This is a genomic window from Streptomyces sp. NBC_01775, assembly GCF_035917675.1.
Taxonomy (GTDB): Bacteria; Actinomycetota; Actinomycetes; order Streptomycetales; family Streptomycetaceae; genus Streptomyces.
On the sequence record NZ_CP109104.1, the window covers coordinates 4888663 to 4911559 of the forward strand.

Consider the following 22897-nt stretch of genomic DNA (forward strand, 5'->3'; position numbering starts at 1 on the left):
GCGGGCGGGGACGGAACCGGCGGGGACGGATATGGGCAGTACGAAAGGCGAGCGGTGGCCGGTGCGGCCGGGCGTCGACAAGCGGATGGCTCCTCCTGGGCGTCCGGTCTCTCGGTCAAGAGAACGTCAAAAAAGCGTTAATAGTTAGTTTACCAAATGATTTTGAGGGCTTGCCGGGAGCGCCCGCGCACAAAGCCGCGTCCCGCTCCGACGGGGGGCGGAGCGGGACGCGGGGTCAGGGGGGCGGGGGGTTTTGGGGGTGGGGTCCGGTGGGGGGTGAGTGGCGGCTCTCAGTCCTTCGCGGAGCGCGACCGCAGGGCCATCCGCTTGAGCAGCGGCCACACCAGCACCAGCGCGATGACCGAGTAAACGACAATCGAGAAGGGGGTGTTGACCATTCCGGACACCTGACCGTCGCTGATCTGGAGCGCCCTGCGCAGCTGTTGTTCGGCGCCCGGGCCGAGGATGACGCCGATGATCGCGGGCAGCACCGGCAGCCCGTAGCGGCGCATCATCAGGCCGATGAGCCCGATGATGAGAAGGATCACAAGGTCGATCGCCTCGCCGCCCACCGCGTAGGCGCCGACGGCGGCGAAGAAGAGGATCCCCGCGTACAGGTACGGGCGCGGCACCCGCAGCAGCTTCGACCAGACCGGGGCCAGCGGCAGGTTGAGCAGCAGGAGCATCACCATGCCGACGAACAGCGAGGCGATCAGCCCCCACACCAGCTCCGGCTCCCGCTCGAACAGCAGCGGGCCCGGCTGGATGCCGTACTGCTGGAAGGCCGCCAGCATCACCGCGGCCACCGCCGTGGTGGGCAGGCCCAGGGTCAGCATCGAGACCAGGGTCCCGGCCGCCGAGGCCGAGGCGGCCGACTCGGGGCCCGCCACGCCCTCGATGGCGCCCTTGCCGAACTCCTTCTTGTGGCGCGAGAGGCGCTTTTCGGTGATGTAGGAGAGGAACGTGGGAATCTCGGCGCCGCCCGCGGGGATCGCGCCGAACGGGAAGCCGATCAGCGGGCCACGCAGCCACGGCTTCCAGGTGCGGCGCAGCTCTTCGCGGCCCAGCCAGGGGCGGCCGACCGGAATGGCCTGGCTGCCGCCCCGCCGCAGATGGGCCGCCACCCACAGCGCCTCACCGATCGCGAAGAGCCCGACGGCGACGATCACCACATCGATGCCGTCGGAGAGCTGGAGGCTGCCGAACGTCAGCCGCTGCTGGCCCGTCATCTGATCCAGGCCGACCAGGCCGATCGTCAGGCCGATCAGCAGCGAGGCGAAGCCGCGGATGCGGGAGGAGCCCAGCACCGAGGTGATGGCGATGAAGGCCAGCACCATGATCGCGAAGTAGTCGGGCGCTCCGATGTCCACGGCGAGGTCCGCCACGGTCGGCGCGAGGACGACCAGCAGGACGGTGCCGATCATGCCGCCCGCGAAGTGGCCGATGGCCGCCGCCGCGAGGGCCTGCGAGCCCCGTCCCGCCTTGGCCATCGGGTTGCCCTCGATGGCGGCGATCACCGCAGCGCTCTCACCAGGGGTGTTGAGCAGGATCGAGGTCGTGGAGCCGCCGAACATTCCGCCGTAGTAGATCCCGGCGAACATGATGAAGGCGGCGGTCGGGTCGAGCCCGTAGGTGACCGGCAGCAGCAGTGCGACGGCCATCGCGGGGCCGATGCCGGGCAGCACGCCGATGGCGGTGCCCAGGAGCACGCCGGTGGCGGCCCACAGCAGGTTGAGCGGGGTCAGCGCCGTACCGAAGCCGTCCAGCAGGGAGTTGAGGGAGTCCATGGGTCAGAGCACTCCCATCAGCGGGCCGCCCGGCAGCGGGACGCCGAGCAGCAGGTGGAAGACGGCATAGGTGAACAGCGAGAGCCCGGCCGCGATCAGCGGATCGCGGGTGAAGGCGTGGGTGCGGCTGCCCAGCGCGAAGGCCGAGCCCCAGAAGAGCAGCGCACCCGAAAGGGGGAAGCCGAGCGGCTCGATCAGCGCGGCGAAGACGAGGAAGACGCCCGCGAGGAGGGCGACCGTACGCCAGTCGCCGGGTTCGGACGTGTCAACGTCCTCCCCTGCCTCGGCCTCGCCGCGCCCGCCGCGCAGCACGTCGACGGCGAGCAGCACGGAGACGACCAGCAGGGCGACGCCGACGACGAGCGGGACCGTACGGGGCCCGACGGGCCCGCGTGCCGAGGCCACCGTGTCCATGGTGAGCGCGTCGCCCAGCACCAGGGCGCCGACGCACAACAGGAGGGCGCAGACGCCGAGTTCGGAGCGGCCCTTGAGGCGTTCGGCGAGGGAAGACCCTGGGCCTGGAAGGGAAGGGGGAGGGGTCGCGGAAGTGGAAGTGGTGGCGGAACCGTCGGCGGGAGGGGCCGCGGAATCGTCGGTGGGAGGGGGCGTGGGGTCCGGGCGGCCCGGGTCGGAGGTGCTCACTGGCCCAGCTCCTTCAAGACGGTATCCACGCGCCGGTCCTCGCCGTTCAGGAAGCGGCCGTACTTCTTTCCGGGGAGCCAGGCGTCGTCCCAGCCATTGACGCGCAGCGACTTCTTCCACTCCTTCGAGCGACGCAGCTCGCGCAGGAAGTTGATCAGCTTGTCGCGCTGAGTGCCGGACAGGCCGGGCGGCGCCATCATGCCGCGCCAGTTGGTGAACTCCACGCCCAGGCCCGACTCCTTGAGGGTGGGCGCGTCGAAGCCCTTGACGCGCTGCTTACCCGTGACCGCGAGCAGCCGCAGCTCACCGGACTTGATCTGGTCGCGGTACTCGCCGAGGCCGGAGACGCCGAACTTGACCTTGCCGCCGAGCACGGAGGCGAGGAGTTCGCCGCCGCCGTCGAAGGGCACGTAGTTGACCGACTTCGGCTCGATGCCGGCCTTGCGGGCCATGAGCATCGGCGCGAGGTGATCGGGCCCGCCCGCCGAGGAGCCGCCGCCGACGGGGAGGGCGCGCGGGTTCTTCTTCCAGTCGGCGAGCAGCTGCTCGAAGGTCTTGTACTTCGAGTTCTTCGCGACGACGACGATGTCGGGCTCCTCGACCATCCGTGCGAGCGGAGTGGCGTCGGCGAGCGAGGAGGGGGAGTGGTTGGTGTGGACGGCGCCCACGACGCCCAGGCCCATGGACATCGCGAGCTTGCCGTTGCCACGCTCGTTGACCAGGCGGCTCAGGCCCACGGTGCCGCCGGCGCCGGGGAGGTTGAAGACCTCGATGTTGTGGTTGAGCCCGGCGTCCTCGGCGTTCTTCGCGGCCGTACGGGCGGTGATGTCGTAGCCGCCGCCAGGTGTGTTGGGGACCATCAGGCGCAGGCCGGGGATGTTCGTGCCGGTGCCGGCGCCGCTGCCGGAGGTGATCAGCGGCGGGACGAGCAGCACGACCACCGCGGCGGCCAGCGGGGACAAGAGGATGCGCGTGCGCACGCGTGACACCGCCTTTCGGGGGAGAGGGCCGGGGGGACGGGGGCCGAAGTGGCCACATGTTCCCCCGGCCCCGGGGCGGTGTCTGCCCTCGTGCCGCAAGAAAAGTATTGGTCGTTGTGGTCGTTGTGTTCACGAAGGCGGAGACGGAGACGGGAGGCGAAGACGGGGAGGTCGGTCCTGGTGGACGACGTTCTTGCCGGGGCCGCCGGACAGCCGGTCGTTGCCGGGGCCGCCGGACAGCCGGTCGTTGCCGGGACCGCGGTACAGCCGGTCGTTGCCGTGGGCCGATGCCGATCTGATCGATCCGGGCTGACGAGCGCGTGGCCGTACGCGGGCGCCACGGCGAAATCACCGCTGAGGGCGGTGAGGTGGCGCGGCGAGAGCCGCCGCCATGGTGCCGTAGTTCACCAGGTGGCGCTCCAGACTCAGCTGGCGCAGCAGTCTGCGCACCGGCGTGGGTCCGCAGACCAGGGACAGGGCTCCCCCGCGGGAGAGCGCGGTCGAGCGGGCGTGCAGCAGGGGACGGACGATCGCGCAGTCCAGAAACGTCACCGCGAGCATGTCGAGCACGACCAGGGGCCGGCCCTCGGGGGCGAACACCCAGTCGAGCGCGGATTCCAGCTCGGGGACCGTGGCGATGTCCAGCTCGCCCCTGACGCCGACGAGCCGTACCCCGTCGCTGCTTGCTGGGAAGGAAGGCGAAGGCGGGAAGGAAAAGTGCGGGTTGACAACCATGGGTGGCCCCTTCGACAGCCATCGTCGGCGGGCCGGTTGCAGCAGCCGTGGCGCACGGCCGGAGACCGGGGCCGAAGCGTGAACTGTAGGCAGTCGGCCCAAGTGCAGGGAGGTGAACGGGTGTTCCAGCCCACTCTGGTGTTCCGATCTCACTCCTGTGGGTGACGCCGGGATGCCGTCGCGGGTTGATGGGGCGGGGAGAGAGGCGGAGAGAGGCACAGGGAGGCGGAGGAAGCAGGCGGCCAGGACTTCGCCGCGCGCGCACCGTGCGGCGGGGCACGCGTGCGCACCGTGTGGCGGGGCACGCATGCCGCTGTGTGGCGGGGCACGCGTGCGCACCGTGCGGCGGGGTACGCATGCGCGCTGCGCGGCGAGGGCAGTGCTGGGGGATGCCGCACGATGCGAGTACGACGACCCCACAGGCGCTGGTCGACCACTTCGGACTGGAGCCGCTGCCCCAGGAGGGCGGCCGTTTCCGGCAGTTGTGGGCGGGCCCCGACCGGGGCGACGGGCGGCCCGAGGGCACGTCGATCGTGGTCCTGCTGACCTCGGAGCCCGGCGACCGCAGCCGTCTGCACCGGCTGTCGGCCGACGAGATCTGGCACCACTACCTCGGTGCCCCCCTCACCCTGCTGCTGCTCGCCCCCGACGGCAGCGCGCGCACCCCCGTGCTGGGGCCCGACGTGCTGGGCGCCGGGCACCATGTGCAGCTCACCGTGCCGGCCGGGACGTGGATGGGGGCGCGGGTCGCCGAGGGCGGATCCTGGACGCTGTTCGGCTGCACGATGGCGCCCGGATACACCGAGGACTGCTACGAGCACGGGGACCCGGCCGCGCTCGCCCGCGCCTACCCTCGCGCCGCCCGCGAGATCGAGGAGCTGGGACGCCCATGAGGCTCGTACACACCAGGACCGCGCTGGTCACCGGCGCGTCCGGCGGTATCGGGCGCGGCATCGCGCTCCGGTTCGCCGCAGCGGGTGCCCCCGTCGTGGTTCATTACCGCACCGACGGGGCGGGTGCGGACGAGACCGTGGCGTCCATCGAACGCGAGGGCGGCAGCGCGCACGCCGTGCACGGGGACCTGGCCACGGAGGAGGGCTGCCACGCGGTGGTGCGCGAGGCCGCCGCGTGGCGCGGCGGCCTCGGAGCGCTCGTCAACAACGCGGGGGCGCAGCCCGTCCAGCAGCTCCCCGGGATGACGGAGCGGGAGTGGCGCGCGGTGGTGGACACCAACCTCACCAGCGTCTTCGCCTGCACGCAGGCGGCGGCTTCGCTGCTCGCGGAGGACGGGGGCGGCAGCGTCACCCACATCGCCTCCATCGAGGCGGCGAACCCGGCGCCGGGGCACGCGCACTACTCCGCGTCCAAGGCGGCGATCGTGACCCACGCCCGTGCCGCCGCGCTCGAATACGGCCCGCTCGGGGTGCGGGTGAACGCCGTCTCGCCGGGCCTGGTCGACCGTGAGGGCCTTGAGGAACAGTGGCCCGAGGGCGTACACCGCTGGCGCGAGGCCTCCCCCACCGGCCGCCTGGGCCTCGCGGAAGACGTCGGCAACGCCTGCGTATTCCTGGCTTCCTCCCTGGCCGCCGGGATCAATGGCCACAACTTGGTCGTGGACGGCGGGGTATCGGCGCGCCCGACCTGGTGAGGCCGGGGGGCCGGCCCTGGGGCGGGCCGGGCCCGTCGCCGCCTTGAGCGGGGCGCGGGGCGCTGCGTTGGGCGCTGGGCGTGGGGGTGGGGGCGGCGGCTTGGACGAGCAGCGCGGCGCTTTCGGCGGAATGGACGACCTGCTCTCCGCGAACGGCGACCACCCCGAAGGACCGTGCTCCGTTGGGCGGATGCCCGTCACGACCGTTCGAAATTGATCAACTCATGGCTCCCGCTTGGCGGCACTTTCTCAGCCGACCGTATGCACAGGCTCCGTTTCTGCGCTGGGGTGACGCCCTCGATGAGCCACCGCGGCCCGTTTCGCGAGATCTGCAGAGACACCGGGAACGGGCCGAGGCTGGTACGTCGGCTACCGCAGAAGCTCATGCAGAAGGGTGACGACGGCAACGGCCGCTCCAAGTGCCGCGCCCAGGGCCGGGTGGCTCCAAACCAAACTCCCCCCCTCCATCGCTGGGCGAGGTCGATTACCTCATCGACGAACACGCGGAAATCTATGTTGGCTGGAGTAGACATTAGGTTGTGGTGTGGTTATGGTTTCTCTCGTAGCCGAGATCGACGAGGCCTGGCAGAGACGAACTGCCGGCCAGCAGTAGCCGCAGTTGCAGTTCGCAGGACGGTTCGGTGGTGGAGTTCCGGAGCCAGGGTTGTTGCAGGACGGCGACGGGACTGACGACCGGACCGGGGGGCCCGCAGTGATCAGGGGCCGCCGTGAGCAGTACCGCAGTTCGGTATGTGCAGTTCGCAGTACCCAGCAGTGCAGTGAGCAGCACCTCGGTGAAGGCGTCGGCTGCGGACGCGCGCACCGGGAGGTTCGGCAGTGGGGTTCCAAGCCGGGGCAGACGCAGGACGGGCGACGGGGCTGGCTGCCGAAGAGTGGCGCTACAGCAGGCCACAGAGCAGTTCGCATCACCAGCAGTACGCAGGAGCGCAGTACCCGCAGTAGGTAAGTGATTGATCCCAGAGGGAAGAAACGGAGGAGCCAGGCGCCATCAGGATCGCCCGGGCGGAAGTCTTGAGCCCGGGTACCGCAGGACATCGATAGTGAGGTGGTCTCCGGTCAAGCAACCGCGATCCCCGCACCCCCGACAGCGTCTCGGTCGGGTCTGCGGATACAGAAGGCCGGTGCGGTATCAGGGCCGGCAGATGGTGTAGCAGTTCCTTCGGGGCCCTGGTGCCAGACGGCACCAGGGCCCCTCCACGCGTTCCACAGAGAGGTGCAATGACAGCAGACGACTCCTTCGGCCGTCTCGACGACGACGACTACCCCGCCTACACCATGGGCCGGGCCGCCGAGATGCTCGGCACCACCCACAGCTTCCTCCGAGCCATCGGCGAAGCCCGCCTCATCACCCCGCTCCGCTCCCCCGGCGGCCACCGCCGCTACTCCCGCTACCAACTGCGCATCGCGGCCCGCGCCCGGGAACTCGTCGACCACGGGACCCCCATCGAGGCTGCCTGCCGCATCGTCATCCTCGAAGACCAGCTCGAAGAAGCCCAGCGCATCAACGCCGAACACCGCCGCACCGCCAAAACAGCAAGCCCAACAACCGCGGCCTGAGACGGCTGAGACCTGCAACTTCCCCAGGAGCCTGCGGGCTGCCGCCTACGCATGCTGCCCGGGACGCAAAGCGTTCCGGGCAACTTCGTCTTCCACGGTCCTGGAACTGGAACCGAGAGCACCCCACGCACGGTTCCCACCCGAATGGCAATTCACCGCAGGTGCCAAGAAGCCTGGCCATTGGTTCCAGCCAGCGTGTCCCGCGAGGCTCGAACCGCCAGGTCACCGGACATAGGAGTCGGCCGTCTCTCCCAAGCAGGGGCGGACCCGCACGGGAAGTGCCGTCAGCCGCTCCGGGATCCCGTGGTCTGTTCTCACCGGCTGTCGGGCCGGGCCGAGGAATCCGCCTGCTGCGCGCTGTAGTCGAGGGGGACAGCGGCGATGCGCGCGAGTGCCGCCAGGCCCTCGTGTCCCACGTCGGGTGCGCTCAGCGCCAGCCAGGCGTGGCCGCGCAGGTCGGTGTCCGGGCCGAGGTCGGTCGGGTCGACCGACAGGTACGCGCATGCCGTGGTGGCGCCGACCGTGCCCTCGTTCGGTTCGGCCTCGTCGAACTCCGGGTCGAAGTCCTCGTCGTCGACGGCGAGCTCCTCCCACGGCAGCGGGTCGCCGACCCATTCGGGGCTGGACTCCTGTGCGTACCGGCGCCGGATGCTCCCCTGCTCGGCGACGATCCAGACGTCCGAGCCGCCCGCTATGTCCTCGAGGAACATGTGGGCCTCGCCGCAGTGGGCGCTCAGGCGCTCGACGGCGCCCGTCATCGCGTCCCAGCTGAGACCGATCACCTCGCGCAGATTGCCGAAGATCAGCCGCCAGCCGTCCAGCTCCGGGGTGACGCAGACGGGCAGTGCCCCGGGGCGGGACGGCAGGTCGGCCACGTCCGCGCCTTCCCCGAACGTCACCGGGAACCGGTCGTGGAGATTCAGCGCCGGGAAGAGGCCCTCGTAGCTCTCCCCGGGAACCGCGTACCACCAGTTCGTCGGGAAGCGCCACGAGGGCGTCTCGTAGCGGGACTTCAGCGTGGCCCGGCGGGCCAGCAGTGCGGTGTCCCCCGCGTCCAGCCGGTCGGTGAAGCCGGCCTCCAGGAGGAGGGCGAGTCTGTTCTTGGTCATGCCGGGACGATAGGGGAAGGCGCTGACAGCCGGGTCAGCCCCCGACGGCCGGGGCGTGGGTGCCCTCGGCACCGACGTAGGTGCGCAGGTGGCGGGCTGTGAGGGTGTCCGTGGTGGTGATCAGGTCGGCGGGGGTGCCCGCGAAGACCAGCTCGCCGCCGTCGTGGCCGCCGCCGGGGCCCAGGTCGATGATCCAGTCGGCGTGGGCCATGACCGCCTGGTGGTGCTCGATGACGACCACCGAGTTCCCGTCCTCCACAAGGCGGTCCAGGAGGGCGAGGAGCTGGTCGACGTCGGCCATGTGGAGGCCCGTCGTCGGCTCGTCCAGGACGTAGGTGCTGGCCTTCTCCGCCATGTGGATCGCCAGCTTGAGGCGCTGGCGCTCGCCGCCGGAGAGGGTGTTGAGCGGCTGGCCCAGGCGCAGATAGGCCAGGCCGACGTCCGAGAGGCGGTCGAGGATCGCCTTCGCCTGGCCGGACGGGAAGAACGCGCGGGCCTCGGCCACCGACATGCCCAGCACCTCGCTGATGTTCTTGCCGCGCAGCGTGTACGTCAGCACCTCGGGGGTGAAGCGCTTGCCCTCGCACTGCTCGCAGGTGGAGGCGACGCCGGCCATCATCGCCAGGTCGGTGTAGACCAGGCCGAGCCCGTTGCAGTTCGGACAGGCGCCCGCCGAATTGGCCGAGAACAACGCCGCTTTGACGCCGTTGGCCTTGGCGAACGCGGTGCGTATCGGGCCGAGCAGGCCGGTGTAGGTGGCCGGGTTGCTGCGCCGGGAGCCGCGGATCGGGGACTGGTCCGCGACCAGCACGCCCTCCTGGCCGGAGAGACAGCCGTGGATCAGCGAACTCTTTCCCGAGCCCGCGACGCCGGTGACGACCGTGAGCACGCCCAGCGGGACGTCCACGTCGACGTTCTTGAGGTTGTGCAGGCTCGCCCCTGTGATCGGGACCGAGCCCTTGGGCTCCCTGACCGTCTCCCGCAGCCGCGCGCGGTGGCCCAGGTGGCGGCCGGTGAGGGTGCCGGAGGCGCGCAGGCCCGTTACGTCGCCCTCGTAGCAGATCCGTCCGCCTTCGGTACCGGCGCCGGGGCCGAGGTCCACGACGTGGTCGGCGATGGCGATGACCTCGGGCTTGTGCTCGACGACCAGCACGGTGTTGCCCTTGTCGCGCAGGAGCAGCAGCAGGTCGTTCATCCGCTGGATGTCGTGCGGGTGCAGGCCGATGGTGGGCTCGTCGAAGACGTAGGTGACGTCGGTGAGGCTGGAGCCCAGGTGGCGCACCATCTTGACCCGCTGGGCCTCGCCGCCCGACAGCGTGGAGGAGGTGCGATCCAGGCTGAGGTAGCCCAGCCCGATCTCCACCAGCGAGTCCAGCGTCTGGCGCAGGGCGGTCAGCACGGGCCCCACGGAGGTGTCCTCGATGCCGCGTATGAAGACGGCGAGGTCGCTGACCTGCATGGCGGAGCACTCCGCGATGTTCAACCCGTTGATCTTCGAGGCCAGCACGGCGGGGGCGAGCCGGGTGCCGCCGCAGGCCGTACACGGCTCGAAGACGACGGCGCGGTCCACGAACTCCCGGATGTGGGACTGCATCGACTCGCGGTCCTTGGACAGATACGTCCGCTGGATACGGGTGATCACGCCGTCGTAGGTGAGGTTGCTGGAGCCGACCTTGACCTTCGTCGACGGCATGTGGAGGAGCGCGTCCCACTCCTCCTGGGTGAAGTCGCGCACCTTCTTGTCCGGATCGTAGAAACCGGAGCCCACCATCACCTGCCAGAACCAGGAGTCCACGGCGAACCCCGGTGCCTTGACCGCCCCTTCGCGCACCGACAGGTCGCGGTCCACGATCTGGTCGACGTCGATCCTGGTGGCCTCGCCCAGGCCCTCGCACTCCGGGCACATGCCCTCGGTGCTGTTGAAGCTGAAGGCGGTGGAGGTGCCCAGGTGAGGGGTGCCCAGGCGGCTGAAGATGATCCGCAGCATGGTGTAGGCGTCGGTGGCGGTGCCCACGGTGGAGCGGGAGTTGGCCCCCATCCGCTCCTGGTCGACGACGATCGCCGCGCTCAGATTGCGCAGGCTGTCGGTGTCGGGCCGGCCCTGGCTCGGCATGAACGACTGGATGAAGGCGGTGTACGTCTCGTTGATCAGCCGCTGCGACTCGGCGGCGATGGTGCCGAAGACGAGGGAGGACTTGCCCGAACCGGAGACTCCCGTGAAGACGGTGAGCCGCCGCTTGGGTATGTCGAGCGAGACATCCACCAGGTTGTTCTCCCGCGCGCCCCGGACCTCGATCACGCTGTGGCTGTCGGCCACGCTGTGACTGTCGGTGGGGGTCACGCTGTGGCTGGACGGGTCGGTCGGCATACCGGCTCTCCTCGGCTCGCCCGTGCTCTTCGGCCCGGGTGACGTGCGTTCTGCGGGACCCGGCGGCTCCGGAGTCCCGGCTCGCCACCCTAGATGTGGGGTCTGACAGCGAACTCCGCGCGCGGCGTGCCGGGTTGGGGCCTCGCCCGCCGTTCGACACATGCCCACAACTGAGCGACAGCGACAGCGCCTCGGAGGTTCCCGGTGGCGCAGGTGGCGATCACCCGGTCATACGGGGCACGGCGGGGATGGCCGAGAAGCCCGTCCCCGGTCACGGTCCACGTCTCGGACCCCGCCGCTTCCAACGAGGCGTCGGCACGGGCCGCCACATCGGGGTCGACCTCGATCGTCGTCACGTTGTCCTCACCGAGTCGGTGACACATCAGGGCGGAGGAGTAGCCGGTACCCGTGCCGATCTCAAGCTCTCCTCGGTTACGGACATCAGTCCTGCTGGTTGTCCTGGTCGTGCCCCTGGTCGGGCGCGGAGTCGGAGTTCGTGGTCGTGGAGGTCTCGGTGCCGGAGCTGGTGCCGTGCTCACCCATCTCGACCACATGGCCGGCACGGTCACGGAAGCCGCCGAGCTGCGTGGCGGGGTCGATGGTGACCGTGGCGTGCGGGCGGTGGACGGTGGTCGGGTACGGCGCGAGTCGACCGACACACCACGGGCGGGCCCGCGGGCCCCGAATGCCGGGGTGTGCGTGACGAGGGGCGTGCGGGGCGCGTTACCGCTCGCGTGAGTGTCTCGATCGCGCTGTTCACCGCCGACCTCCGCCTCCGCGACAACCCCGTACTGCGCGCCGCGCTGGCCGGGGCCGACGAGGTGGTGCCGCTGTTCGTGCTGGACCGGGGGGTGGCGGCGGCGGGGTTCGACGTGCCCAACCGCCGGGCCTTCCTCGCGGACTGCCTCGCCGCACTCGACGAGGGGCTGCGGGAGCGGGGCGGCCGGCTCGTGCTGCGGGCCGGGGACGTGGCCGGGGAGACGGCCAGGGCCGCGCGCGAGTGCGGGGCGCATGAGGTGCATGTGGCGGCCGATGTCAGTGGTTACGCCCAGCGCCGCGAGGAGCGGCTGCGCGCCGCGCTGGCGGAGGTGGGATGTGCGCTGCGGGTGCACGACGCGGTGACGTCCGTACTGGCGCCCGGCGCCGAGGTGCCCAGCGGTGGGCGCGACCACTTCGCCGTCTTCACGCCGTACTACCGCCGCTGGCGCGCGGCTGGGTGGCGTACGCCTCTGGGCGCTCCGCGCGCCGTGCGGGTGCCGGAGAAAGCCGGTTCGCTCGAACTGCCGCGCGGGGACCGCGTGGACGGGGTCTCCCCCGGGCTCGCGGCGGGCGGCGAGCGGGTGGGACGGGAGCGGTGGGCCTCGTGGCGGCGCGCGGGGGCGCTGCGGACCTACGGCGGCGCGGGTGGGGGCGGTGCCTCTCGCGGCGGTGGCGGCCAGGACGATCTGGGCGCCGACGCCACCTCGCGCCTCTCCCCGCACCTGCACTTCGGCACCCTCTCCCCCGTCGAACTCGCCCACGAGGCCCTCGGGAAGGCAGGGAAAGCCGGACCGGGCGGCGGGAGCGCCGGGCCCGGCGCCGAGGCTTTCGTACGGCAGCTCGCCTGGCGGGACTTCCACCGTCAGGTGCTCGCCGCGCGCCCCGGGACGGCGCACGTCGACTACCGTCCGCACGGCGACCGCTGGCGCGCCGAGCGCGGAGCCGCCGCCCGGGAGATCGCCGCCTGGCGCGCGGGCCGCACCGGATACCCCGTGATCGACGCGGCGATGCGGCAGCTCCGGTACGAGGGCTGGATGCACAACAGGGCGCGGCTGCTGGCCGCGTCGTTCCTCACCAAGACCCTGTACGTGGACTGGCGCACCGGCGCAGCCCACTTCCTCGCGCTGCTCGTGGACGGTGATGTGGCCAACAACCAGCTCAACTGGCAATGGGCGGCAGGTACCGGCACCGACACCCGCCCCAACCGGGTGCTGAACCCGCTCACCCAGGCTCGCAAGTACGACCCGTACGGCACCTACGTCCGCCGCTGGGTGCCCGAACTGGCCGGGATCGACGGGGCGGCCGTGCACCGGCCCTGGCTGCTGGACGACGCGGAACGCGCCGCCTTGGACTACCCGGCGCCGATCGTGGACCTCAGCGAGGGGCAGGCCCGCTTCCGTGCCGCTCGGGATCGGGACGGGGGTCGGTAGCCGGGTCGGTAGCGGGAGCGACGGCGCCGCGCAGCAGCTCCGAGCCGAGCGGGGTGGGGGAGTGGTGGGCGGTGCGGCCCGAGCGGTGGGTGGCGACCAGCCCGGCCCGCCGCAGCACGGCGGTGTGCTCGCTGGCGGAGGCGGGTGAGAGGCCGACGCGGCGCGCGAGCTGCCCCGTGGACACGCCGCTGACCCCGTCGGCGATGACCTCCAGCACGGCGGCCCGGCTGTGCCCGAGCAGCGCGGCGAGCTCGCCGCGGGGATCTGCGGGATCTGCGGGCCCGCCGTACGGACGGGTGAGCGAGGCGAGCGGGGGGTGCGCCGCCGCCTCGTAGTAGAGCGTGGGTTGCTCGTCCGCCGGGTCGCAGGGCACGTACGAGCAGAAGGCGGCCGGGGCCAGCACCAGTCCGCGCCCGCCCAGGTGGTAGTCCTCGCCGACGACGTCATCGGGGTGTCCCGCCGTCTCCAGCACCGGCGGACGCCAGCGCAGCAAGGGATGCAGCGAGCTGAGCACGCGTTCGATGCCGCCCTCGCGGAACTGCCGTAACCGCAAGGCCTGGCCGACGGCGATCTGCGAGGAAATGGCGTGCCAGTACGGGGCGATGGCCACCTGGTGATAGGCGCGCGCCGCCTCGGCGAACATGTCGAGGGCCTCGCGGTCGCCGTCGGCCAGGGCGCGGGTCCAGGACGGGAGGGCGCGGTGCTCGGCGACGTAGGCGAGGTCCGCGCGAAGGGCCGAACGGGGCGTGGACCGCAGCTGGTCCAGCTCCTCCTCCAGCGTGAGGAGGCCCTCGTGCGGGCGCAGGAATCGCGGGACCGGCTGGGTCGGCGTACGGGCCGCGAGGATCCCGAACAACCGCTGCCGCCCCGGCTTCCAGTCCCGTCGTACGGCACGCCGCCACAGGTCGAGAGCGGGTGCGTCCGAGCTGTCGCGCAGCCGGTACGCGCTGAAGGTGGCCGCGGCCAGCGGGCTGGGGACGGCCGCGAGCCGGGTGCGTGCCAGATCGCTGAGCGTGAAGTGAATCCGCATACGAGCCGGCTCCTCCGCGTGTTTGCTCCCGCGTTCGTGTGGCCGCGGATCGTGCCGGGGCCGACATTTCGGTGAGACCCGAATCGTCTTCCCGGCCTCCGCCCACCCCAGCCACAGTAGGCCGCGAAGCCCCGACACGGCACCGGGGCGGCGGGGATCGGTGCGCGGTGCGCGAGAGCGTGATGAGGGAGGACATCGATGGACGCGACGGCGGGACGGGGCACGCGGGGGGTACGGGGGGTACGGGGGGTGGCTGCGCGGGGGGCGGCGGGCCGGGCGCGCGGAAGGAGGGCACTCACGTGTGTGGCGGCTATGGCCCTGATGGTGGCCGCGGGGGCGGTGACCGCCACGGGCGCGGGCGCGGCCACGGGCGCGACCACGGGCGCGGGCGCGGCCACGGGCGCGGGCGCGGCCACGGGCGACGGCGCGGGCGCGGGCGGGGGTGGGGGCTGGCACGGGCCCGTGGTCAGCCGGCCCGCGCAGCCGGAGCTCGACTACCCGCGCGGGGAAGTGTGCGCGTTTCCCGTGCACGCGACGTTTCCCGTCGTGGACATGGTGAAGAAGACCTGGTTCAACGACGCGGGCGATCCGGTCTTCGCCATCACCAGCGGCCCGTTGGTGATGGACGCGAAGAACCTGGACACCGGGAAGACCGTGCGGCGCGACCTGTCGGGTACGGGCCCGCAGACGTACCCGCGGCCCGGCAGCGACACTCACGTGCTCAGTGGCGGGGACTGGGGCGCGTTGCTGCACAGCGGCGATCGTCCGGTCCACAACAAGTGGCTGATCTCGCGCGGCTTCATGTCCGTCAAGTACACGAAGAAGGACGGCCGTACGACGCGCGAACTGCTCGCGCTGGAGGGCCGGTACGAGGATCTGTGCAAGACCCTCGGCCGTTAGGCCCTGTCGTGGCGTGCTCCGCCGAACGCCTGGCCGTGGCGTCGTCCGCCGGGCGCCGGCCGGGCGTCACCAGCCGGTGAGCAGCAGGTGGTTCACGAGCAGGGCCAGCGCCGTCTGTGCGGACAGCCAGGCGCGGGCGCCCCGGCGGGGGAGGAGCGCGGCGGCGGGCAGCGTCCAGACGGCGAACGGCAGCCAGATCCGCTCCGTCTCCGCCTTGCTCATCCCCGACAGGTCGGCCACGAGGAGCGTCAGCAGCGCGGCGAGGACGAGCACCACGAGCCGGTACGCGCCCGCTCGGCCCGGGGGCACCTTGTGCGCGTCCCCGTTCCGCCGCGGGCCGCCGTTGCCCTGCGGGCTGTCGCTCCTCCGAGGGCCGCCGCTCCGCCGCAGGCCGCCCACCGCGCCGGGCGCCCTCGTCAGCGCGCGCCGCAGCCCCGCGACCGTGGCGGGGCCGACGACGACCGCCGTGCAGGCGAGGTTGGCCCACACCCAGTAGCCGTACGGCCTGATCGCCGCGGCTCCCTGGTAGTAGCGCTCGGTCAGCAGCCGGTAGCCCTCCCACCAGTTGAAGCCCGCCAGGGTGAAGGCGAGGGCGACCAGCGCGGCGCCCGTCAGGGCGTACGGCAGCGGGCGGGCGGTGCGGGCCGCCACCAGGACGGCACCGGCGAGCAGCGCGTAGAGGGTCAGGCCGTACGAGAGGTAGCAGGTGAGGCCGAACAGCAGTCCGGCCGCCAGCGCCGTCGCGCGCGGCGCGCGGCTCTTTCGGGTGGCGGCCAGGGCGAGCAGCGCGAGGGACCAGGCGGCGACGGCGGTGAAGTAACCGTCGGCCGAGACTCCCGCCCACACCGCGGCGGGCGCCGCCACCACGAACGGCGCCGCCGCGCGGGCCCGTTCCTCGTCGGCCAGGGCGCGCACGGTCACCAGCACGGCTACGGCGGCCGAGGCACCCGCGGTCACGCACCAGGCGGCGGCCCAGGCGCCGCCGCCCAGCCCGGCGCGGTCGAGCCCGACGAAGGTGAGGACCGCACCCGGCGGGTGCCCGGCGACGTGCGGCACCCAGTGGTCGGGGGAGCCGAGCAGGATGTGGTCGGTGAAGCCGCGCAGCGCGGCCCCGACGTCGTCGAAACGGCCGATCTCGCGCAGGTATTCGTACCGGGTGGTCAGCCGTCGGGCCGCGCCGCGCTGCCAGCCGTCGATCAGTGCCAGCGACCACGTCCAGGCCATCGCGGTCGCCCAGGTCGTCAGCAGCAGCCGCTGCCAGGGCAGCCGCGCCGCCAGCGACGGCCCCCAGGCGACGACGGCCACGGCGACCAGCACAGCGGCGGCGCTGCCCGGCCCCACATGCGGGGCCCAGTGGGCGTAGAACGGGGGCCAGTTGACCCGCAGCGTGCCGTGCTCGTGCTGCACGGCCGAGCCGACGCCGATGGCGAGGGCCACCAGCAGCGCGGCGAGGGCGACGGCCCCGAGGTCGGGGCCGGTCCCGCGACGGGCGGGGTCGGCGCGGTGGCGGAGGTCTTGGCGGGCTGGGCGGGACGGGAAGGGGGCCTCCGCGCGCGGGGGCGGGGCGGGCTCGGGGGCAGGTTCGGGGGTGGTTCGTGGGGGCACGTTCCGCACGGTAGGCCGTGCGGGGCCCTGTGGGGGCGGCACGTGGAGGACGTCAGCGTTTCGTCATGAGTCGCAGCGTCCTGCCCGGGTGCCTGTCCGCTTACGGTCGCGCCATGGGCGACCGACGTACCCTCTTCCCCCGGAAGACCTTCCCCCGGAAATCCCTCCGCCGGAAATCCCTCCGCCGAGACCGGCTTCCCTCCGACCCGCGCTTCTGGCGCAGCCCGCTGCGCGGCCCCTGGCTGACGGCGGTGCTCGGCACCGTGCTGCTGGCCGGGATCACCCTGCTGTTCGTGACGGGGCTGCTCTCCTACGCCGCGTACAACCCGGAGCTGTCGGCGGTCAACGACAAGACGCCCGACAAGGGCCTGCTCGGCTTCTACCTGTTCGACTGGCCGACCAGCCCGCACTGGCTCTACCGGCTCACCCAGGGGCTGCACGTCACGGTGGGGATCGCGCTGGTGCCGGTGCTGCTGGCCAAGCTGTGGTCGGTCATCCCGAAGCTGTTCGCGCTGCCCCCGGCCCGCTCGGCGGCGCACGCGCTGGAGCGGATCTCGCTGCTCCTGCTGGTGGGCGGTGTGCTGTTCGAGTTCGTGACGGGGCTGCTGAACGTCCAGCTCGACTATGTGTTCCCCGGCTCGTTCTACCCCCTGCACTTCTACGGCGCCTGGGTCTTCGCCGCCGCCTTCGTGGTGCACGTGGTCCTGCGGCTGCCCAAGGCCGTACGAGTACTGCGCGCCGGACGGCCCGCCGAGGCCGCGAGGGCGGGCGCGGGCCCGGAGCCGGATGTGGGGTCGGGCCCGGAGCCGGATGTGGAGCCGGAGCCGGAGCCGGATGTGGGGTCGGGGCTGGTACCGCCGGCGCCCGCGGCGCCGACCCTCTCCCGGCGCGGCGCGCTCGGCGCGGTGGGCGGGGGCTCGCTGCTGCTGCTGGGGCTGACGGCAGGCCAGAACTTCGACGGCGTCGCGCGGCGCACCGCGCTGCTCGCCCCGCACGGCGGGAGCGACCCGGGCCCGGGGCCCTACCGCTTCCAGATCAACAAGACCGCCGCGGCCGTCGGCGTCACCGCGCGCCGGACAGGGGAGGGCTGGCGGCTGACCGTCGAGGGCGCGGACCGCCGGTCACTGCGGCTGACCCGCGCGGCGCTGCTGCGCCTGCCCCAGCACGGCGCGGCGCTGCCGATCGCCTGCGTGGAGGGCTGGTCGACCTCCGACCTGGACTGGAGCGGGGTGCGGCTGCGCGACCTGGCCGAGCTGGTGGGCTTCGGCGCCAACGGGGGAGACGCGCTGGGCGGGGACGGGCTGCCCGGGGTGTTCGTGGAATCGCTCCAGCGGCACGGCTCCTTCCGCGAGGTGGCGCTGAGCCCGGCGCAGGTGCGGGACCCGCGCTCGCTGCTGGCGCTGCGCGTCGGCGGCCGGGACCTCTCCCTGGACCACGGCTACCCGGCGCGCGTCATCGTCCCGGCCGCGCCCGGCGTCCACAACACCAAATGGGTGGCCCGCCTGGCGTTCGGGGCCTCGCGATGAGGGGCGGCGGGGGGCAGCCGCACCGCGATGGGGCGCGGCGGCACCGTCATGCGGAAACCGCCTGGCACCTTGTCCTGCTGTTCGCGTCGTTCGCCGTCACCGCCTACGCGGGCGTACGGCTGCTGGCCGACGACGCACTGGCCGTCGCCGTGTGGCTGGTGGGCGCCGCGCTGCTGCACGATCTGGTGCTGGTGCCGCTGTACTCGCTGGCGGACCGCGCGCTGCGCCCGGCGGGCCGGTATCTGAACCACGTGCGGATCCCCGCGCTGCTGGCCGCGCTCCTGCTGCTGGTCTGGTTCCCGCTGATCGTCGGCCCGCCCGCCCGCTACGCGCGGACGACGGGGCACCCGCCCCCGGACTACGCGGCCCGCTGGCTGTTGGTGACGGCGGCACTGTTCGCGGCGTCGGGGCTGTGGCTGCTGGTGCGCACGTGGCGGGACGGCAGCCGGCGGGCCGATGGACGGCGGGTCCATGGGCGCCGGGTCGGCGGGCGGCGGGGTCAGGGGCGGCGGAGCGCCAGGAACGAGCGTTCTCCGACGGACCACTGAGCCGACGAGGACCACCCGGCGGGCAGCGCGTACCGCAGCAGCGCGCGGGAGCCCAGACGGGCCCAGGGGAACGGCGCCTGGGCGGCGGCCGTCGCGGTCCCGTCGTCGAGGCGGACGGTCAGGTGTTCGTCCAGGTCCTCCGACGGCTGCGTCTCGGCTATGAGCAGTCCGCGTGGCGCGAGCAGCCCGGCGACGCGTGCCAGGAGGGCGGCGGGGTCGCCGCCGATGCCGAGGTTGCCGTCCAGCAGCAGCACGCTGCCCCACCGGCCCTCGCCGGGCAGCGGGTCGAACACCGAACGGCACAGCGCCGCGCCGCCGCCGCGCAGCGTGTGCGCGACCGCCGCCGCGCTCACATCGATGCCCAGCGCGCGCCTGCCCTGCGCGGTCAGCGCCGCCACCAGCCGCCCGGGGCCGCAGCCGGCGTCCAGCACCGCGCCCTCGCAGCGGCGCAGCGCCGACAGGTCGGCCGCGTCCGCGTCCGCGCACCACCGTTCGACATCGAGGGGCAGCAGGCGCCCGTCGTCGCTCCGGAGGCGGAGCGGGCCCTTCCCGGCGCGGAGCGCTTCCGCGTAGGGGTCGGCGCTGAGCGCGTCCGCGTACGGGTCGGCACCCCACGGCGCCCACGTCGTGGTCGTCATCGCACGCCCTCGGGAAGCGGCGCCAGGCGGCCGGGGGGCCGGTCGCCGAGACGGGCGGCCACCTTCGCCGCGAACCTGCCGTGCGGGGCGCGGGCCGCGACGTGCAGCGCGTCGGCGGCCGTGTCCACGTCGCGCAGCGCGGGCAGTTCCCGCACGCGCAGCCCCGCGCCGGTCAGCCGGGCGCGCTGGGCCGCGCCGGTCGTGGGTGTGGACATCGGGACGCCGCGCAGCAGCGCGGGGTCGGGGGCCGCCAGGCCGAGCGCCCAGAAGCCGCCGTCCTCGGCCGGGCCGAACCAGGCGTCGCAGCCGCGCCACCCGCCGGGCCCGAGCGCGGGGGCGAGCAGTGCGGGGGTGAGCTGGGGGGTGTCCATGCCGACCAGCAGCGCGGGCCCCGCGCCGCAGCCGCCGAATGCCGCCGCCAGCCGCTCGTCGAGCCCGCCCGCGCACTGCGGCACCACCTCGAACCCGGCCGGCAGCCAGGGTCCGGGCCGCCCGTCGAGCACGAGGATCCGGCGGCGCGCCGGCAGGGCCAGTACGGCGTCGAGGGTGTCGCGCAGCGCGGCCTCCGCCAACTCCGCCGCCTCCCGCGGTGTGCAGGGCGGGGTGAGCCGGGTCTTGACGCGGCCGGGGACGGGCTCCTTGGCGATGACGAGCAGGGCGGTCGGCCCGGCCGGCCCGGTCGGCCCCTGGCGGCCCGCGTGTTCGGTCGGCCCCTGGCGGCCCGCGTGCCCGGTCACTTCCCGGCCTCCGCCGCGCGCGTGCCGGGGCGGTCGGTGAGCTTCCGCCCACTGCCGGGTGACCCACTGCCGGGTGACCCACTGCCGGTCGACCCGCCGCCGGGTGGCTCGTTGAGGACGGCGCGCATGTCGCGGACCGCGTGCCAGGTGCCCCGCCAGGTGCCGGTGACCTTGGACTTGCCGGTGCGGGGACGGTACGGCACGTCCCGCTCCTCGATGCGCCAGCCCGCGTCGGCGGCGCGGACGACCATCTGGAGCGGGTAGCCGCTGCGGCGGTCGGTGAGGCCGAGGGCGAGCAGCGCCTCGCGGCGGGCGGCGCGCAGCGGGCCCAGGTCGCGCAGCCGCACGCCGGTGCGGGCGCGCAGCATGCGGGAGAGAGCCAGATTCCCGGCGCGCGCGTGCGCGGGCCACGCCCGCGCCGTCTGCGGGCGCCTGCGCCCCAGGACGAGGTCGCTGCCGCCGCCGCGCACCGTCTCCACGAACGGCGCGAGCAAAGCGGGGTCCAGCGAGGCGTCGCAGTCGCAGAAGCAGACGATGTCCGCCTCGGCGGCGAGCAGCCCCGCGTGGCAGGCGGCGCCGAAGCCCCGGCGCGGCTCGTGCACGACGGTCGCGCCCAGTGCGCGCGCGGTTTCGGCCGAGCCGTCTGAGGAGCCGTTGTCCACGACGAGCGCCCGCCAGCCGGGCGGGATCCGTTCCAGTACCCAGGGCAGTGCTCCGGCCTCGTCGAGACACGGCAGGACGACATCCACGGAGACGGAAGAGGGGAGGGGTGTAGGAGCGATCACGCGCTCACCCTACGAAGCAAAAAGCCACATTCCGGACTTCAGGTCCTTACGAAACGCGGACGTCGCGCCCGTCGGCCGCCGCACCCCCGCCGGGTCCGCCCGCGCGGTGCCACGCTGGGTGTATGCAGACACCGCCTTCCGGCCGCGTCCTGGTCGTGGACGACGACCCCACCGTCGCCGAGGTCGTCGCCGGATACCTCGACCGCGCGGGCTACGCCGTCGACCGCGCCGAGACCGGCCCGGACGCGCTGGAGCGCGCCGCGGCCCACCGGCCCGACCTCGTCGTCCTGGACCTGATGCTGCCCGGCATCGATGGCCTGGAGGTGTGCCGCAGGCTGCGCGCCTCGGGCCCGGTGCCGGTCATCATGCTCACCGCGCTCGGCGACGAGGGCGACCGGGTGCTCGGCCTGGAGGTCGGGGCCGATGACTACGTCACCAAGCCCTTCAGCCCTCGCGAACTCGTCCTGCGCGTCGAGTCGGTCCTGCGCCGCAGCCGCCCTCCCCGGCCCGGGGACGGCGGTGGGCCCGGGGACGGCGGTGTGCTGCGCGTCGCCGGGCTCACCGTCGACCCCACGGCCAGGTCCGCCGCCAAGGACGGGGCCGAGCTCGCCCTCACCGTGCGGGAGTTCGACCTGCTGGTGTTCCTGCTGCGGCACCCGGCGCGGGCCTTCGGCCGGGAGGAGCTGATGCACGAGGTGTGGGGCTGGGACTTCGGCGACCTGTCGACCGTCACCGTGCACGTACGACGGCTGCGCGCGAAGGTCGAGGAGGACCCGGCGCGGCCCCGGCTGATCCAGACCGTGTGGGGCGTGGGCTACCGCCTGGACCCGGACCCGGATATCCACTTGGACCACCAGGGGCCCCGGCCCGCCGCCGCAGAGGGGGCCTGAGCGCCGTGCGCGACATGCTGCTCATCGCCCTGTTCGCGTTCCTCGGCGCCGCCGCTGCCGGGCTGCTCGGCGCGCTGGCGCTGCGCGCGCTGCGCCACCGCTCGCTCGTGGTGGCGCTGACGGTCGTCTCCACGGTCGCCGTCACCGCCATGTTCTCGGGGACGCTGGCCGTCGCGTGGGCGATGTTCCTCTCCCGCCACGACCTGTTCGTCGTCACCACCGTCGTCGCCATGGCGGCCGTGGTCTCGCTGGCCACCGCGCTGCTGCTGGGCCGCTGGGTGGCCGCGCGCAGCGACGCGCTGACCCGGGCCACCCGCTCCTTCGGGGACGGCGGCAGCTTCACGGCGCCGGACGGCGGACTGCTGGCCGAGCCCGCCGAGCTGGCCGCGCTCACCCGGGAGCTGGCCGCCACCAGCGAGAAGCTGGCCGCCTCCCGGGATCGCGAACGGGCGCTGGAGACCTCGCGGCGCGAGCTGGTCGCCTGGATCTCGCACGATCTGCGCACCCCGCTGGCCGGGCTGCGCGCCCTGTCCGAGGCGCTGGAGGACGGCATGGTGGCCGACACCGGGCGCAGCCTGCGGCAGATGCGTACGGAGGTGGAGCGGCTCAACTCCATGGTCGGCGACCTGTTCGAACTGTCCCGCATCCACGCGGGCGCGCTCGCGCTGGCCCCGCACCGTGTCTCGGTGCCCGAGCTGGTCGACGAGGCGCTCGCGGGTGCCGACCCGCTGGCCAGACAGAGCGGCGTACGTCTGGTGGGCACCGCCGTCGCTCCCCTGCCCGTCGAGGTCGACCCGCGCGAGATGACCAGGGTGCTGGGCAACCTGTTGATCAACGCCATCCGCCGCACCCCGGCCGACGGCACGGTCGCCGTGGCGGCCCACCGCCGCGATGCAGGGGAGGACGGGTACGACGGGGGCGCCGGGACCGGCGGGCCCGGCGGGGGCACAGTCGTCCTGTCGGTCACCGACGGCTGCGGCGGCATTCCCGAGGAGGACCTGCCGCGCGTGTTCGAGACCGGCTGGCGCGGCACCCACGCCCGCACGCCCCCGGGCGCCGGGCTGGGCCTGGCCATCGTCCGGGGCATCGTCGAGGCGCACCGGGGGACCGCCGCCGTGCGCAACGTCAGCGGCGGGTGCTGCTTCGAACTGACCCTGCCGCTCGCCGCCCCGGCCGCCCCGGTTCCCGCCTCGTAGCGACCC

At 73.3% G+C, this 22897-nt stretch carries 21 protein-coding genes and 2 pseudogenes; 9 read left to right on the forward strand and 14 right to left on the reverse strand.

The features are described 5' to 3' along the window. Positions 1 to 290: 290 nt before the first annotated feature. The 5 genes from OHB04_RS21775 to OHB04_RS21795 all read right to left on the reverse strand — a co-directional run bounded on the left by OHB04_RS21775 (position 291) and on the right by OHB04_RS21795 (position 4144). Entirely contained in the window at positions 291 to 1787 is a 1497-nt protein-coding gene (locus tag OHB04_RS21775; protein ID WP_326808071.1) for a tripartite tricarboxylate transporter permease, read from the reverse strand. A gap of 3 nt (positions 1788 to 1790) precedes the next feature. Further along, the gene (locus OHB04_RS21780) at positions 1791 to 2429 is read right to left on the reverse strand and encodes a tripartite tricarboxylate transporter TctB family protein (protein ID WP_326808072.1); all 639 of its coding nucleotides are present in this window, start codon (positions 2427 to 2429) and stop codon (positions 1791 to 1793) included. Beyond that, positions 2426 to 3409 (reverse strand): Bug family tripartite tricarboxylate transporter substrate binding protein, encoded by a 984-nt coding sequence (locus OHB04_RS21785; protein ID WP_326808073.1) that lies wholly within the window; start codon positions 3407 to 3409, stop codon positions 2426 to 2428. The genes OHB04_RS21780 and OHB04_RS21785 overlap by 4 nt, the downstream gene beginning before the upstream one ends. A 129-nt stretch (positions 3410 to 3538) precedes the next feature. Next, positions 3539 to 3709, reverse strand: coding sequence for a hypothetical protein (locus tag OHB04_RS21790; protein WP_326809491.1), 171 nt, complete (start codon positions 3707 to 3709; stop codon positions 3539 to 3541). Between the two features lie 48 nt (positions 3710 to 3757). Next, positions 3758 to 4144, reverse strand: a complete 387-nt coding sequence (locus tag OHB04_RS21795) for an STAS domain-containing protein (RefSeq protein ID WP_326808074.1) — start codon at positions 4142 to 4144, stop codon at positions 3758 to 3760. 389 nt (positions 4145 to 4533) lie between these two features. On the opposite strand from OHB04_RS21795, the gene OHB04_RS21800 reads away from it, so the two are divergent. The 3 genes from OHB04_RS21800 (at position 4534) to OHB04_RS21810 (ending at position 7370) form a co-directional block, all read left to right on the forward strand. After that, the gene (locus OHB04_RS21800; RefSeq protein WP_326689385.1) at positions 4534 to 5037 is read left to right on the forward strand and encodes a cupin domain-containing protein; all 504 of its coding nucleotides are present in this window, start codon (positions 4534 to 4536) and stop codon (positions 5035 to 5037) included. Beyond that, complete coding sequence (locus tag OHB04_RS21805; RefSeq protein WP_326808075.1) at positions 5034 to 5792, forward strand: SDR family NAD(P)-dependent oxidoreductase; 759 nt, start codon at positions 5034 to 5036, stop codon at positions 5790 to 5792. The genes OHB04_RS21800 and OHB04_RS21805 overlap by 4 nt, the downstream gene beginning before the upstream one ends. A 1239-nt stretch (positions 5793 to 7031) precedes the next feature. Beyond that, a complete protein-coding gene (locus OHB04_RS21810; protein WP_326689387.1) occupies positions 7032 to 7370 on the forward strand; it encodes a helix-turn-helix domain-containing protein in 339 nt (112 codons plus the stop codon). Between the two features lie 314 nt (positions 7371 to 7684). Here OHB04_RS21810 and OHB04_RS21815 read toward each other — a convergent pair whose 3' ends face one another. The 4 genes and pseudogenes from OHB04_RS21815 to tgmA form a co-directional block, all read right to left on the reverse strand. Then, positions 7685 to 8479, reverse strand: coding sequence for a hypothetical protein (locus OHB04_RS21815; protein ID WP_326808076.1), 795 nt, complete (start codon positions 8477 to 8479; stop codon positions 7685 to 7687). 34 nt (positions 8480 to 8513) lie between these two features. After that, complete coding sequence (locus tag OHB04_RS21820; RefSeq protein ID WP_326808077.1) at positions 8514 to 10847, reverse strand: excinuclease ABC subunit UvrA; 2334 nt, start codon at positions 10845 to 10847, stop codon at positions 8514 to 8516. 206 nt (positions 10848 to 11053) lie between these two features. Continuing rightward, positions 11054 to 11272: pseudogene (locus OHB04_RS21825) on the reverse strand (methyltransferase domain-containing protein); the annotation flags it as partial. A gap of 16 nt (positions 11273 to 11288) precedes the next feature. Continuing rightward, positions 11289 to 11534 carry a putative ATP-grasp-modified RiPP gene (gene tgmA, locus OHB04_RS21830; protein ID WP_326692836.1) on the reverse strand — a complete coding sequence of 82 codons (246 nt, stop codon included), beginning with the start codon at positions 11532 to 11534 and terminating at the stop codon, positions 11289 to 11291. Positions 11535 to 11581: 47 nt separating this feature from the next. On the opposite strand from tgmA, the gene OHB04_RS21835 reads away from it, so the two are divergent. Further along, positions 11582 to 13036 carry a cryptochrome/photolyase family protein gene (locus OHB04_RS21835; RefSeq protein WP_326808078.1) on the forward strand — a complete coding sequence of 485 codons (1455 nt, stop codon included), beginning with the start codon at positions 11582 to 11584 and terminating at the stop codon, positions 13034 to 13036. Here the strand turns inward: OHB04_RS21835 and OHB04_RS21840 are convergent. Beyond that, complete coding sequence (locus OHB04_RS21840) at positions 12981 to 14066, reverse strand: winged helix-turn-helix domain-containing protein (protein ID WP_326689391.1); 1086 nt, start codon at positions 14064 to 14066, stop codon at positions 12981 to 12983. The two genes, OHB04_RS21835 and OHB04_RS21840, sit on opposite strands and share 56 nt — an antisense overlap. 303 nt (positions 14067 to 14369) lie before the next feature. Here OHB04_RS21840 and OHB04_RS21845 point away from each other — a divergent pair, with 303 nt between their 5' ends. Next, positions 14370 to 14966: a hypothetical protein gene (locus tag OHB04_RS21845; protein ID WP_326808079.1), complete on the forward strand. Its 597-nt coding sequence runs from the start codon at positions 14370 to 14372 to the stop codon at positions 14964 to 14966. Positions 14967 to 15032: 66 nt separating this feature from the next. On the opposite strand, the gene OHB04_RS21850 is transcribed toward OHB04_RS21845, so the two are convergent. Further along, entirely contained in the window at positions 15033 to 16571 is a 1539-nt protein-coding gene (locus OHB04_RS21850) for a hypothetical protein (protein ID WP_442814914.1), read from the reverse strand. A gap of 113 nt (positions 16572 to 16684) precedes the next feature. Between OHB04_RS21850 and OHB04_RS21855 the strand changes: the two genes are divergently transcribed. After that, positions 16685 to 18097 carry a molybdopterin-dependent oxidoreductase gene (locus OHB04_RS21855; protein WP_326808080.1) on the forward strand — a complete coding sequence of 471 codons (1413 nt, stop codon included), beginning with the start codon at positions 16685 to 16687 and terminating at the stop codon, positions 18095 to 18097. Then, positions 18094 to 18645, forward strand: a complete 552-nt coding sequence (locus tag OHB04_RS21860) for a hypothetical protein (RefSeq protein WP_326808081.1) — start codon at positions 18094 to 18096, stop codon at positions 18643 to 18645. The genes OHB04_RS21855 and OHB04_RS21860 overlap by 4 nt, the downstream gene beginning before the upstream one ends. On the opposite strand, the pseudogene OHB04_RS21865 reads toward OHB04_RS21860, so the two are convergent. The 3 genes and pseudogenes from OHB04_RS21865 to OHB04_RS21875 all read right to left on the reverse strand — a co-directional run. Beyond that, positions 18600 to 19283: pseudogene (locus OHB04_RS21865) on the reverse strand (methyltransferase domain-containing protein); the annotation flags it as partial. The gene OHB04_RS21860 and the pseudogene OHB04_RS21865 sit on opposite strands and share 46 nt — an antisense overlap. Continuing rightward, on the reverse strand, positions 19280 to 19939 hold the full coding sequence (locus tag OHB04_RS21870; RefSeq protein ID WP_326692838.1) for a TIGR04282 family arsenosugar biosynthesis glycosyltransferase: 660 nt from the start codon (positions 19937 to 19939) through the stop codon (positions 19280 to 19282). The gene OHB04_RS21870 and the pseudogene OHB04_RS21865, both read right to left, overlap by 4 nt. Before the next feature lie 77 nt (positions 19940 to 20016). Further along, complete coding sequence (locus OHB04_RS21875) at positions 20017 to 20802, reverse strand: glycosyltransferase family 2 protein (RefSeq protein ID WP_326809493.1); 786 nt, start codon at positions 20800 to 20802, stop codon at positions 20017 to 20019. Positions 20803 to 20927: 125 nt separating this feature from the next. On the opposite strand from OHB04_RS21875, the gene OHB04_RS21880 reads away from it, so the two are divergent. Beyond that, the gene (locus OHB04_RS21880) at positions 20928 to 21695 is read left to right on the forward strand and encodes a response regulator transcription factor (protein WP_326808082.1); all 768 of its coding nucleotides are present in this window, start codon (positions 20928 to 20930) and stop codon (positions 21693 to 21695) included. 5 nt (positions 21696 to 21700) lie between these two features. Then, positions 21701 to 22891 (forward strand): sensor histidine kinase, encoded by a 1191-nt coding sequence (locus OHB04_RS21885; RefSeq protein WP_326808083.1) that lies wholly within the window; start codon positions 21701 to 21703, stop codon positions 22889 to 22891. Positions 22892 to 22897 lie beyond the last annotated feature (6 nt).